Genomic DNA, 13381 nt, shown 5'->3' with positions numbered 1-13381 from the left:
CCAGGCAGCAAAGGGCGAAAGGATGTCGTGACAACGGGCCAGGTCCGGGTCACAGCCTGTCGCAACCCAGTCAACGAGGAGACCAAGACATGTCTGCAGTCGCACCCACGCGGCCTGAATCCACCACGGCCGAAGACACCCTGAAGCAGAAAACCCGCGATGCCGGCGTGATTTCCGGCGGCCACCTGGTAGCGCGGGCCCTGAAGAACGAAGGCGTCGACACCATCTTCACGCTGTGTGGCGGCCACATCATCGACATCTACGACGGCTGCGTGGACGAGGGCATCCGCATCATCGACGTGCGCCATGAGCAGGTTGCCGCGCACGCGGCGGACGGCTACGCCCGCCAGACCGGCAAGCTGGGCTGTGTGGTGACCACCGCCGGCCCGGGCTGCACCAATGCCGTGACCGGCGTGGCGACGGCGTTCCGCTCGGAAAGCCCGATCATCCATATCGGCGGACAAGGCGCGCTGTCCCAGCACAAGATGGGCTCGCTGCAAGACCTGCCGCACGTGGACATGATGTCGGCCATCACCAAGTTTGCCGCCACCATCCCCAGCACCGAACGGGTGGCGGACATGATCTCGATGGCGGCGCGCGAATGCTTCAACGGCGCACCCGGCCCGGCCTACCTGGAAATCCCGCGTGACGTGCTCGACCGCGAAGTCGATGTATCGCGCGCGGTGGTTCCGCGCCCCGGCCACTATCGCGCCTCCACCAGGTCCATCGGCGACCCGAGGGATATCGAGCGCCTGGCCGACATCCTGGTCAATGCCGAGCGCCCGGCCATCCTCTATGGCCAGCAGGTCTGGACCGCGCGCGGTCATGAAGAGGCCATCGCGTTGCTCAAGGGCCTGGATATTCCTGGCTATTTCAATGGCGCCAGCCGCGGCCTGCTGCCGCCGGGCGATCCGCATCACTTCGACCGCACCCGTACGCAAGCTTTCGCCAACGCCGACGTGCTGATCATCGTGGGCACGCCGTTCGACTTCCGCATGGGCTACGGCAAGCGCATCAGCAAGGAGCTGACGCTGGTGCAGATCGATATGGACTACCGCACGGTCGGCAAGAACCGCGAGATCGATCTTGGCCTGGTGGGCGACCCCGGCGCCATCCTCGGCGCGGTGCTGCAGGCTGCCAGCGGGCGCATCAAGAACGACAAGCGCCAGGCGCGCCAGAAATGGATGGGCCAGCTGACCGAAGCCGAGGCCGTGGCGGCCGAGAAGCTGATGCCGCTGTTCCGCTCGGAAAACACGCCGATCCATCCGTACCGCGTGGCGTATGAACTCAACGAGTTCCTCTCGGATGACACCGTGTACATCGGCGACGGCGGCGATGTGGTGACCATCTCCGCGCAAGCGGTGCGTCCGCGCCGTCCCGGGCAGTGGATGGACCCGGGCGCGCTGGGCTCGCTGGGTGTTGGCACCGGTTTTGCCATTGCCGCTGGCCTGGCCAACCCAAACAAGGAGATCCTCTGCTACTACGGTGACGGCTCCTTCGGCATGACGGCCTTCGACATGGAAACCGCCAACCGTTTCGGCGTGCCGTACCTGGCGGTGATCGGCAACAACTCGGCGATGAACCAGATCCGCTACGGCCAGCTTGCCAAGTACGGCGAGGCGCGCGGCAACGTGGGCAACCTGCTGTCGGACGTGCCGTTCTCCAAGTTCGCCGAAATGCTCGGTGGCTACGGCGAGGAAGTGCGCGACCCGGGCAAGATCGCCGGCGCGCTGCAGCGCGGGCGCGAGGCGGTCCAGCGCACCGGCAAATCGGCCGTGATCAATATCTGGGTGGATCCGCGCGAGTACGCGCCGGGCACCAAGAACCAGACCATGTACAAGTAATCCCGGTGCGAGGAGACAAGACCATGAACAAGGCACTCGAAGGCGTGCGAATCCTGGACATGACCCATGTGCAGGCCGGCCCTTCGGCCACCCAGCTGATGGCATGGCTGGGGGCCGATGTGATCAAGGTGGAGTTGCCGGGGCGCGGCGACATCACGCGCAGCCAGTTGCGCGACGTGCCCAATGCCGACAGCCTCTACTTCACGATGCTCAACTCCAACAAGCGCAGCCTGACGCTCAATATGAAGACGCCGGAGGGCAAGGCGTTGCTGGAGGACCTGATGCAGCGCTGCGACGTGCTGGTGGAGAACTTCGGCCCCGGCGTGCTGGACCGTGCCGGCTTCGACTGGGACCGTCTGCGCACACTGAACCCGCGGCTGATCTACGCCTCGATCAAGGGCTTCGGCCCGGGACCGTACGCGGATTGCAAGGCCTATGAGAACGTAGCCCAGTGCATGGGTGGTTCGGCCAGCACCACCGGCACGGCGGATGGCGCGCCCACGGTCACCGGCGCGCAGATCGGCGACTCCGGTACGGGCGTCCACTGCGTGGTGGGCATCCTGGCGGCACTGTTGCAGCGCGAGCATTCCGGGCGCGGGCAGCGGGTGGAAGTGGCGATGCAGGATTCCGTGCTCAACCTGTGCCGGGTCAAGCTGCGCGACCAGCAGCGCCTGGCCGCGGGGCCGATGCGCGAGTACCCCAACCAGGCCTTCGACGACTTCGTGCCGCGCGCCGGCAATGCCTCGGGCGGTGGCCAGCCCGGCGCCGCGCTGCGCTGTGCCCCGGGCGGGGCCAACGACTACGTCTACGTCATCGTCCAGCCGCAAGGCTGGGAGCCGCTGATGCGCCTGTGCGGCAGGGAAGACCTGATCACGCATGCGCAGTTCGCGACGCCGGAAGCCCGCCTCAAATGCCTGGAAGAGTGCTTCTCCATCATCGAGAAATGGACGCGCACGCGCACCAAGTTCGAGGTGATGGAGGCGCTCAACGAGGTCGACGTGCCATGCGGCCCGATCCTGTCGATGAAAGACCTGATCGAGGACAAGTCGATGTACGAGCGCGGCTACCTGGTGGAGCTGGATCACCCGGAGCGCGGCCAGTACGTGCAGCTGGGATGCCCGATCACCTTGTCGGCGTCGCCGGTGGAGGTGGAGCGCTCGCCGCTGCTGGGCGAGCATACCGAGGAAATCCTCGACTGGCTGGGGCGCACGCCTTCGCAGATCGCAGCCTTGCGCGCCGCCGGGGCGGTCTGACGCCCAGGGCGTCCCTGCATTACCTCACGCACCTCCCGAACTGAGTTCACAAGCCGCCCGCCCTCGCGTTTCACGCGGGGGCGCGGACCGGCTCATCCCTACGCAATCCATGAACAGATGGAGACCTGACATGGCACACAACAAGGACGCGGTGCGGAAGATCCTCGCCGCCGTGAAGGAAGAAGGCCGCAACGCACTGACGGCGCCCGAGGGCAAGCTGGTGTGCGACGCCTATGGCATCTCGGTGCCGGGCGAGGGTGTGGCGAAGTCACCCACCGGTGCGGTCGAGCTGGCGGGCAAGATGGGCTACCCGGTGGTGCTCAAGATCGTGTCGCCCGACATCCTGCACAAGACCGAGGCGGGTGGGGTGCTGGTGGGCCTGAAGAGCGCGGCGGATGTGGAGAGCGGCTACCTGCGCATCATCGAGAACGCGAAGAAGTACGACGCCAAGGCCAATATCGTCGGCGTGCAGGTGCAGCAGATGATCGCCGGCGGGCAGGAGGTGATCATCGGCGCGGTCACCGATCCGTCTTTCGGCAAGCTGGTGGCATTCGGCCTCGGCGGCGTGCTGGTGGAAGTGCTCAAGGACATTACCTTCCGCATGGCCCCGGCCAGCCAGGAAGATGCGCTGTCGATGCTCGATGGCATCGACAGCGCCGAAGTGCTCAAGGGCGTGCGCGGCGCCGATCCGGCCAATCGCGAGGCGCTGGCCGGCATGATCCAGCGGGTCTCCGAGCTGGTGAGCGATTTCCCGGAAATCTCGGAGCTTGACCTCAACCCGGTGTTTGCCAGCAAGGATGGCGCCATCGCCGCGGACGTGCGCATCGTGGTGGATTTCGCGCCGCAGCCGGTGCGCTATCGCCCCAGCCAGGAGGATATCGTCAGGCAGATGAACCGCATCATGCGTCCCGATTCTGTAGCCGTGATCGGCGCCTCGAACGAGGACGGCAAGATCGGCAACTCGGTGATGAAGAACCTGATCAACGGCGGCTACCAGGGCAAGATCTACCCGATCCATCCCAAGGGCGGCGAGATCATGGGCAGGGCCGCCTACAAGAGCGTGCTCGATGTGCCGGGCGAGGTGGACGTGGCGGTCTTTGCCATTCCCGCCAAGCTGGTGGCCGGGGTGCTGGAAGAGGTGGGCAGCAAGCACATTCCGGGTGCGGTGCTGATTCCCTCCGGGTTTGCCGAGACCGGCAACGTGGATGGGCAGGAGGAGATCGTTGCCATCGCGCGCAAGCACGATATCCGCTTGATGGGGCCGAATATATATGGCTTCTACTACACGCCCAAGAACCTGTGCGCGACCTTCTGCACGCCGTATGACGTCAAGGGCAAGGCCGCGCTGTCGTCGCAATCCGGCGGCATCGGCATGGCCATCATCGGCTTTTCGCGCTCGGCCAAGATGGGCGTGTCGGCCATAGTCGGGCTGGGCAACAAGTCGGATATCGATGAAGACGATCTGCTGACGTTCTTCGAGCAGGACGACAACACCGAGATCATTGCCCAGCACTGCGAGGATCTGAAGGACGGCCGCGCCTTTGCCGAAGCGGCGAAACGGGTCTCGAAGAAAAAGCCGGTGGTCGTGCTCAAGGCCGGGCGCACCAGCATGGGCGCGCGCGCCGCCAGTTCGCATACGGGCGCGCTGGCCGGCAACGACAAGATCTACGAGGACGTGTTCAAGCAGTGCGGCGTGATCCGCGCGCGCTCGCTGCGCGACCTGCTGGAATTCGCGCGCGGCATACCCAAGCTGCCCACGCCCAAGGGTGAGAACGTGGTGATCATCACCGGCGCCGGCGGCTCGGGCGTGTTGCTGTCGGACGCTTGCGTGGACAACAACCTGTCGCTGATGACCATGCCGGACGACCTCGACGCGGCGTTTCGCAAGTTCATCCCGCCCTTTGGCGCGGCGGGCAATCCGGTGGACATCACCGGCGGCGAGCCGCCCGCCACATACAAGAACACCTTGCGCCTGGGCATGGAGGACCCGCGTATCCACGCCATCATCCTGGGCTACTGGCACACCATCATTACGCCGCCGATGGTGTTTGCCAAGCTGGTGGTGGAGGTGAAGGAGGAGATGGCGGCGCGCGGCATCGACAAGCCGATCGTGGCTTCGCTGGCGGGCGACGTGCAGGTGGAGGAGGCTGCCGAATACCTGTACGAGCACGGTGTGCCGTCCTACGCGTACTCGACCGAGATCCCGGTCGCGGTGCTGGGGGCCAAGTACAAGTGGGCCCGCGGCGCAGGCAAGATCTGATCTGAACGCCATGCGGTAAAACCGGGCCCGCCATGTACGCATGCGCGGGTCCGCTTCTTGACAATGCGGCAAAGGCGCGGACAAGGGCAGTTTGCCGTTCTCGCCCAAGGAGTTTGCGATGCAAACGTGGATTCGCTTCCAGACCGGTGACGGCGAGGTCGGCTTCGGCCGGATCGAGGGCGATCATGTCATCGAGTACGACGGGCCGGGCCACGCGCGGCCAGAGCCCACCGGCGCGACCTTGCCGCGCGAGGGCCTGCGGTTGCTGAGCCCGTGCGAGCCGGGCAAGATCGTGGCGCTGTGGAACAACTTCCATGCGCTGGCGCGCAAGCTGGAAAAGCCGGTGCCGGTGCATCCGCTATTCCTGATCAAGCCGGCGAGTTCGCTGGCGGGGCCGGGAGATGCCATCCTGCGGCCCCGCAGCTACAGCGGCAAGATCGTCTACGAGGGCGAGCTTGGCATCGTGATTGGCCGCCCATGCCGCAACGTGGCCCCGGACGATGCCGCGGCGCATATCTTCGGCTACACCGTGGTCAACGACGTCACCGCAGCCGAGCTGATCGGAGAGGACCCGAATTTCCCGCAGTGGTGCCGTGCCAAGGGCTTCGACACCTTTGGCTGCCTTGGCCCCGTGATCGTCACGGAGTTCGACTGGCGCGCCGCCAGCGTGGTGACGCGGCTCGATGGCGCGCAGCGGCAGAACTATCCGCTGTCCGACCTGATCTTCTCGCCCGAGCAGCAGGTCAGCCTGATCTCGCAGGATCTCACGCTGATGCCTGGCGATGTGATCGCCTGCGGCACGTCGGTCGGCGTCGGCTCGATGAAGGATGGCGCCGTGGTGGAGGTCACGATCGATGGCATCGGGTCGCTGGTCAACCGCATGCGCGGATAGTCGATAGTCCAGGCGCAGGCATCAGCAAGGAACAGGGCAAGCTGCTCGCCCGGTTCCGCGTCAGAGCGGCAGCGTCATCAGCAGGGTGAGGGCGGACGTATCGCGCAGGCCAATCCGCGCCATCGCGCGGCGCAGGGCAGCCGTGGCGGTACCGCAGGCCTCGCCAGCACGGTTGGTGAAGTTCAGCCGTGCCAGCACGCGGGTGGCAAAGCGCAGCGTGACCGGGACCTGCTTGCGGCAGAACGCTACCTTGCGCACATAGCCGTCGACCTCCCAGAACCAGGTCGTATTGGCAGGGAAATAGCCGATGTCGCCGGCCCGCAGCACATGCACGCGCCCGGTGGCGCTGGTGACCCTGACCTGGCCTTCCAGGATCAGCACGGTCTCTTCCCAGCCGTAGTACCACTCGAACGTGCCACCCGTGCATTCCCACACATTGGTGGATGCCAGGCCGTCGATCGCGCGGGAATGCTGCGCGGCGCGCGATTGCGGGGCTCCGGTGCGGATCCAGGTGGGTTCGATCGGGCAATTCTGCATCGGCAAATCGCCGGTGCTGGCGAAAGCCCCTTCGCGCTGCTGCGCGAGCGTGCCGACCGGCGCGTCGGCGCCGAACATCGTTTGTGACCCCATGGCTGCCTCCTTGTCTTTGACTGGTAGGCAGACATTAGCGAGTCAGGCATCTCTGAAATGTGCGGTGACGCACTTTCGGCGCGATTTTGGTGCATGGCGCAGGCCCGCCGGGGAAAGAGGCGCCGTTGCTCAGTTGGCCTGAAGCGCCATGGCACGCAGGTAGTCGGCCTTCTTGTCGAGGATCAGCCGGCTGAGGAAGCCGGCATCGTAGGCCTTGAGCAGGTGCGCATGATACTGCTCGATATAGCGCGCGATGCGGCTGTGCTCGCATTCGATGCCGCATAGCCAGGCGTACATCTCGCTGTCCCAGCGAAAGCGCAGGCCAAGCTCGGCGAACGCGGCGTTGTACGCGGCGAGTTGCGACTCGTCGACCCTGCGCGGTGCGCTGGCAGTGGTGTCGGCATGGGAACTGGTGCGGGTTTCGAACTGGACCTGGTTCATGATCGGACTCCTCGGGCTCTCAGTGAATGGTTGGGCCTGAAAAGGTTGGGCCTGAGACGAGGATAGGTTTGCCGATCAATTAACGATAATTAAAGTTAGATTGAATAACCATAACCTATCGTTTATGTTTTATCAGGTTGTCGACGCCGGTGATGCGCTGGATCAGGGTGGCGCCTTCTTCCATCAGGAAATGCTTGAAGGCCAGCGCCACAGGTGGCAGGCGCTTGTTCTTGCGATGCACCACGTACCAGTTGAGCATGACCGGGAAGCCCTCGATATCGAGCACGGCGAGATTTCCCGTCTGCAGCTCCAGCCCGACGGTGTGTGCCGACAGGAACGCGATGCCCATGTTGGCGATGACGGCCTGCTTGATGGTCTCGGTGCTCTTGATCTCCATGGCAATGCGCAGGTTGGACAAGCGTCCGGCAAAGCCTTCCTGCATGGAGTTCCAGGTGTCGGAGCCTTTCTCGCGCGCGACGAAGGCTTCGTCGGCCAGCGCCGCCAGCGGGATGTTGCGCTCGCCCACCAGCCGGTGGTTGGGCGCGGCAACGATGACGTAAGGGTGGGGCGCGAAGGATTCGCTGATGGTGTCCATGCCTTCCGGTGGCCGCACCATCACTGCCAGGTCGGTCAGGTTGCCCGCGAGCTGGTGCAGCAATTCCTCGCGATTGTGCACTGCGAGGTTAAGCGTCACGCCGTCATGGCGCTGCATGAATTCCGCGAGCAGCCGCGGGAAGAAGTAGTCGCCTGCGCTGATGACGGCCACATTGAGCCGTCCACCGGAGATGCCCTTGAGCTGCGACATCGCGTCTTCCGCTTCGCGGAATTGCTGCATGATGCTGCGGCTGTAGTGCAGCATCTCGATGCCGGCCGGGGTCAGGTAGATCTTCTTGCCAAGCTGCTCGAACAGCGGCAGCCCAACATGGCCCTCGAGCTGGCGCACCTGCGTCGAGACCGCGGGCTGCGTCAGGTGTAGCTCCTCCGCCGCCCGGGAGAAGCTCAGGTGGCGGGCGACCGTCTCGAAAACCTTCAACTGGCGCAGCGTGGCGTTCTTCATGCACTCGTCCGTCCCATGCATAGAGGATCGTGAATGATCATAATAAAAAACTTTAAGCTGTGCCGAACTTAGTTTGAACTAGCATCAGTCCACGGATGCACGTGCCGCAATGTCAGGCGCGCTCAATCAGGTAGTGACCAAGGGCTCCCCCTTCCAGAGAAGCCTACCCGTTGCGCCACGGAGCGCGACACGCACTATGCAGGAGACACGACATGGCGCACGACAATTCGGCGGCAATGGCCGCAAGCCGTCTGGGCTGGCTTCACAACCGCTGGTTCCAGCTGGCGATCGGTGTGGTCTGCATGGGGCTGGTAGCCAATCTGCAATACGGCTGGACATTATTCGTGACCCCGATGAATGCCAAGCACCAGTGGGGCGAGTCGGCGATCCAGGTCGCTTTTTCCATTTTCATCGTGACCGAGACCTGGCTGGTGCCGCTTGAAGGCTGGCTGGTCGACAAGATAGGCCCGCGCCCGGTAGTGGCATGTGGCGCGGTGTGCGCGGGGCTGGCCTGGGTCATCAATGCGTACGCGACCAGCCTGCCGCAGCTCTACCTGGCGGCGGTGATCGCCGGCATCGGCGCCGGCGGCGTGTATGGCACCTGTGTTGGCAATGCACTCAAGTGGTTTCCGGACAAGCGCGGCCTGGCGGCCGGGCTGACCGCCGCTGGTTTCGGCGCGGGCTCGGCGCTGACCGTGATCCCTATCGCCAACATGATCCAGCGCTCGGGCTACGAGCAAGCCTTCATCACCTTCGGCATCCTGCAAGGCGCTTGCATCCTGCTGATGGCCTTGCTGCTGGTCAAGCCGCGTCCGCCTGTGGGCGCCGTGGCGGCCAAGGCGGTGCTGACCAATCCCATCGAGTTCACGCCGGGCCGGATGGTGAAGACGCCCGTCTTCTGGGTGATCTACGCCTCGTTCGTGGCGGTCGCGGCGGGCGGCATCATGGCCACTGCGCAACTGGGTCCGATTGCACGGGACTTCGGCTTCGCGTCGATGCCGGTGACGATGCTGGGGTTCACGCTGCCGCTGCTCACCATGACGCTGTCGATCGACAACTTGTGCAATGGCTTTACGCGACCGCTGTGCGGATTTATCTCGGACCGCATCGGTCGGGAAAACACCATGTTCTTTATCTTCATTGGCGAAGGACTGTCGCTGCTGGGCCTGATGGAGTTCGGGCATAACCCTTATCTGTTCATGACGTTCGCGGCGCTGACGTTTCTGTTCTGGGGCGAGATTTTCTCGATCTTTCCCGCGCTGTGCGCCGATACCTTCGGCAGCAAGTTCGCCGCGGCCAATGCCGGCACGCTGTACACCGCCAAGGGCACGGCGGCGATGCTGGTGCCACTGGCCTCGATCCTGTCGGCGCGTGGTGGGTGGGATGCCGTCTTTACGGTGGCGGCGATCGTGACCATCGCGGCTGGTTTGTCCGCCAAGTTCGTGCTGGCCCCGATGCGACGACGGTTTATCACCGGGCAAGCCGAGGCCCTGGTGCCGGCGACCGATCCCGCGGCGTACCTGGCGGGGCTCTCTGCCCGCAAGAGCGATTGAATCACCAGCCGGGCCCGGACTCGCGTGAGGCGAATCCGGGCCCGGCGTCTATCACGATGCGCGGGGCATGGCAGAGCCGCTCTGCGCGCCCAATGCATACAGGAGGGGTGATCATGAATATTTCGCTTCCCCAGCTCAAGGCCTTCGCGGCCGTCGCGCGACAGAAGAGCTTTACCCGCGCCGCGGCTGAGCTCGGGCTGACGCAGTCCGCCATCAGCCGCAGCGTGCGCGAGCTGGAGGACGAGATCGACCAGCGGCTGTTTGACCGCACCACGCGCCAGGTCGAGCTCACCGACGCCGGCGAGCATCTGTCGCAGCGCATCTGCCACCTGATCGAGGAAGTCGAGCAGACGCTGCGCGAGAGCCAGGGCGCCGCCAGGCCGTGCCAGGGCGCGGTGCAGATCGCGTCCGATCCGGTGCTGTCGTCGATGTCGCTGCCGGGCTGGCTCGCGGGTTGCCGTGCGGCCTGGCCGGGTATCGGCATCAGCCTGAAGGACCGCTCGCATGAGGCCGTGCTGCAGTGCGTGCGCAGCGGCGAGGTGGACTTCGGCATCGCCACGAACCCGCAGGCCGGGGACGATCTCTACTGCGAGGGCCTGTGCGTCGATCCGTTCCATGCCGTGCTGCCATCGCAGCATCCGCTGGCTACGCGCGCAACCGTAGGGTGGGGCGACCTGAACGATGCCAACGTGCTGATGCTGGACCAATACTCGGGCATCCAGCCAGCCGTGGAGCAGGCCTTTGGCGTGTATCACGTGCGCGCCGGCTCGCTGCAGGTGCTTGGCCACTTTGCCGCGATCTTCGGCATGGTAGCGCTGGGGCTGGGCATCGGCATTGTGCCGTCGCGCGCCCAGACGGCCGGGTTAGGCCCCGCTGCCGTCATGCGGCCGTTGCGGCCACAGGTCACGTCTTCGGTGATGCTGGTACGGCGCAAGAGCCGGTCGCTCAAGCCCAATGCCGCTGCCATCTGGGACGCGCTGCGAGGCATGGAGCATGAGCAGACGTTACTGGCGCGCGTAGGGTAGGGGAAGGGTGTTGCGAACGGCCGTTGCGTTCGTGCCAAAAATCTCATGATATATTACATACAGGATATTTACACATAGTGCGCCGCAGCATATAATGAAAACTCCTACTCACCATCCCTAGCGGAGTTTTCTGATGGAAAGCGGTCTTCTTTTCGGTCTTGCCTTTGGTCTGATTGCCCTCGGCGTCGGCGTTACCTTCCTGATTGCTACCCGCGTGCCGACCCCTGTGCTCGCTCGCGCCCAGGAGCATGGCCGCTTTGCAGGCCTTGGCGCCTCGCAGGAAACTGCCGGCATCGGCCGCGCCAGCCCGGCTCCGTCCGGCGTGAGCGCGCAACCCAAACTGGCCCGCGCCTGATGCTCGCGTGGTGCGATTGGCGGGCCGCCTGGCCGCCAATCGCTGCCGCTGCGCTGGAGCAGGGGCCTTTTCCCGCCTGATTCCCCCGCCAGACTCCCTTGGTTTGATCGCAAGGTTCACTTGCACAAAGCTCTCCTGGGCACCTTTTCGCCGTTCCGCGGATCGCAAGCTCCTTGTTCGCTCCCTCCGCTCTTCTGTCCTGAAGGGCCAGACATTCAGTACATTGATGCGCAGTCTGCCTGACTTTATCTAGGGACTTTCCCGAGGATGGTCTTTGAGACGATGCGCCGGCAAGGGTCCCCGCACCAACTTGTCGTGCCCCATAGCCGTTTGTCCATGAGCGCCATTGATGAGGCGCAAAACCCCTAAGTCATTGATCCTTCAGCAAGCCGGCTTGCGCTGCTCGCCCGCTTTGATGCGCGTGGCGCACGAGTAACCTCCGTGCCGCTTTCCGGTGCATGGCCACCGCCATTTCCGGGTAGTTTCATGGTCCGCCAAGTGGGCTAAAAGCGTCTTGACTATATTGATATATCACATACTGTATAGCACTGAAACGACCGCAGTATCTGGGATGCAGCACAAGCGGTGCCGTCCCAAAAGAGGTGTCCGAAGACGCCCTTTCCACATAAGGCGGCCCCGTCCGCCATAAGGAGACACCATGGAACATCAGCAAAACGCGCCCGAGTCACGCTTTGCCTCACCCTGGGTTCAGCTTGTCTTTGGCGTGATCTGCATGGCGATGATCGCCAACATGCAGTACGGCTGGACACTGTTCGTCAACCCGATTGACGACAAATACCACTGGGGCCGCACGGCGATCCAGGTGGCGTTCACCATCTTCGTCGTGACTGAAACCTGGCTGGTGCCGATCGAGGGTTACCTCGTGGACAAGTACGGCCCGCGTCCGGTCGTGGTGGGTGGCGGGCTGTTGTGCGCGATTGCCTGGGCCTTGAACTCCGTGGCCTCGTCGCTGCCGATGCTTTACTTCGCGGCAGCCGTGGGCGGGGTGGGGGCGGGCGCGGTGTATGGCACCTGCGTGGGCAATGCGTTGAAGTGGTTCCCCAACCGGCGCGGGCTGGCCGCAGGCATCACCGCCGCCGGCTTTGGCGCGGGCTCGGCGCTGACCGTGGTGCCGATCGCCAACATGATCAAGACCAGCGGCTACGAGGCCACGTTCCTGTGGTTCGGCCTGGGCCAGGGCCTGATCGTCTTCTTCCTGGGCATGGCGCTCTATCCCCCTTCGGCCAAGGTGCTGAACCAGGTCACGTCCGTGGTCAAGACAGCGGCCTACAATGCCTCGCCGCGCCAGGTCCTGTCCTCGCCGATCTTCTGGGTGATGTACGCCATGTTCGTGATGATGGCGGCCGGCGGCCTGATGGCGACCGCCCAGCTGGGCCCGATCGCCAAGGATTTCGGCCTCGATGGCATGCCGGTTTCGCTGCTCGGCCTGACGTTGCCCGCGCTGACTTTCGCCCTCACCATCGACCGCGTGCTCAATGGGCTGACGCGTCCCTTCTTTGGCTGGATCTCGGACAACATCGGCCGTGAGAACACGATGTTCCTGGCCTTTGCGATCGAGGCGGTGGGCATTCTGTTGCTGGCTAAGTATGGGCAGGATCCCATCGCCTTCGTGGTGCTGACCGGTGTCGTGTTCTTCGCCTGGGGGGAGATCTACAGCCTGTTCCCGGCAACCTGCGGTGACACCTTCGGGCCCAGGTTCGCCGCCACCAATGCTGGCCTGTTGTACACCGCCAAGGGCACGGCTGCGCTGCTGGTGCCATTCTCCAGCGTCATCACCGCCGCCACCGGCGACTGGCATGCGGTCTTCATGCTTGCCTCGGGCATGGCTGCGCTGTCCGCCTTCCTGGCTCTGTTCGTGCTCAAGCCAATGCGCGAAGCCCATGCCAAAAAATATGTGCATGCCAACACCACCGCGCCGATGGGATATCGCGCGGTGCCGGAGGACCTGACCTGAGGGGCTTGCCGGCGTCGGTCGGCGCGGTCAATGCGCCGCGGGAATAGGGATATGATCGAAGGCGAGAGCCAAAACGAAAACGAAAACGAAAACGAA

Annotated in this window: 11 protein-coding genes; 8 read left to right on the top strand and 3 right to left on the bottom strand. The window is 64.4% G+C overall.

Annotated elements, in window-relative coordinates:
• The first annotated feature begins 89 nt into the window (after positions 1-89).
• From A9975_RS21780 to A9975_RS21765, 4 genes are all read left to right on the top strand, one after another.
• A complete protein-coding gene (locus tag A9975_RS21780) occupies positions 90-1844 on the top strand; it encodes a thiamine pyrophosphate-binding protein (protein ID WP_183034611.1) in 1755 nt (584 codons plus the stop codon).
• A 23-nt stretch (positions 1845-1867) separates the two neighbouring features.
• Complete coding sequence (gene frc / locus A9975_RS21775; RefSeq protein ID WP_183034610.1) at positions 1868-3097, top strand: formyl-CoA transferase; 1230 nt, start codon at positions 1868-1870, stop codon at positions 3095-3097.
• Positions 3098-3227: 130 nt separating this feature from the next.
• Positions 3228-5357 (top strand): acetate--CoA ligase family protein, encoded by a 2130-nt coding sequence (locus tag A9975_RS21770; protein WP_183034609.1) that lies wholly within the window; start codon positions 3228-3230, stop codon positions 5355-5357.
• 118 nt (positions 5358-5475) lie between these two features.
• Complete coding sequence (locus tag A9975_RS21765; RefSeq protein ID WP_183034608.1) at positions 5476-6249, top strand: fumarylacetoacetate hydrolase family protein; 774 nt, start codon at positions 5476-5478, stop codon at positions 6247-6249.
• 60 nt (positions 6250-6309) lie between these two features.
• Here the strand turns inward: A9975_RS21765 and A9975_RS21760 are convergent, their stop codons facing one another.
• The 3 genes from A9975_RS21760 to A9975_RS21750 form a co-directional block, all read right to left on the bottom strand.
• On the bottom strand, positions 6310-6879 hold the full coding sequence (locus A9975_RS21760) for a cupin domain-containing protein (RefSeq protein WP_255503357.1): 570 nt from the start codon (positions 6877-6879) through the stop codon (positions 6310-6312).
• 129 nt (positions 6880-7008) lie between these two features.
• Positions 7009-7320, bottom strand: a complete 312-nt coding sequence (locus A9975_RS21755; RefSeq protein ID WP_183034607.1) for a LysR family transcriptional regulator — start codon at positions 7318-7320, stop codon at positions 7009-7011.
• Positions 7321-7435: 115 nt separating this feature from the next.
• Entirely contained in the window at positions 7436-8377 is a 942-nt protein-coding gene (locus A9975_RS21750; RefSeq protein ID WP_183034606.1) for a LysR family transcriptional regulator, read from the bottom strand.
• Between the two features lie 212 nt (positions 8378-8589).
• On the opposite strand from A9975_RS21750, the gene oxlT (A9975_RS21745) reads away from it, so the two are divergent.
• From oxlT (A9975_RS21745) to oxlT (A9975_RS21730), 4 genes are all read left to right on the top strand, one after another.
• Positions 8590-9930: an oxalate/formate MFS antiporter gene (gene oxlT / locus A9975_RS21745; RefSeq protein ID WP_183034605.1), complete on the top strand. Its 1341-nt coding sequence runs from the start codon at positions 8590-8592 to the stop codon at positions 9928-9930.
• Positions 9931-10043: 113 nt separating this feature from the next.
• Positions 10044-10955, top strand: coding sequence for a LysR family transcriptional regulator (locus tag A9975_RS21740; protein ID WP_183034604.1), 912 nt, complete (start codon positions 10044-10046; stop codon positions 10953-10955).
• A 133-nt stretch (positions 10956-11088) separates the two neighbouring features.
• Positions 11089-11310 carry a hypothetical protein gene (locus A9975_RS21735; protein WP_183034603.1) on the top strand — a complete coding sequence of 74 codons (222 nt, stop codon included), beginning with the start codon at positions 11089-11091 and terminating at the stop codon, positions 11308-11310.
• Between the two features lie 658 nt (positions 11311-11968).
• Positions 11969-13285, top strand: coding sequence for an oxalate/formate MFS antiporter (gene oxlT / locus A9975_RS21730; protein ID WP_183034602.1), 1317 nt, complete (start codon positions 11969-11971; stop codon positions 13283-13285).
• Positions 13286-13381 lie beyond the last annotated feature (96 nt).

Source organism: Cupriavidus sp. UME77 (genome assembly GCF_014170355.1).
In the GTDB taxonomy this organism is placed as follows: domain Bacteria; phylum Pseudomonadota; class Gammaproteobacteria; order Burkholderiales; family Burkholderiaceae; genus Cupriavidus; species Cupriavidus basilensis.
Note: the sequence above shows the minus strand (reverse complement) of the source record. Positions and strands in the feature narration are given on the sequence as shown.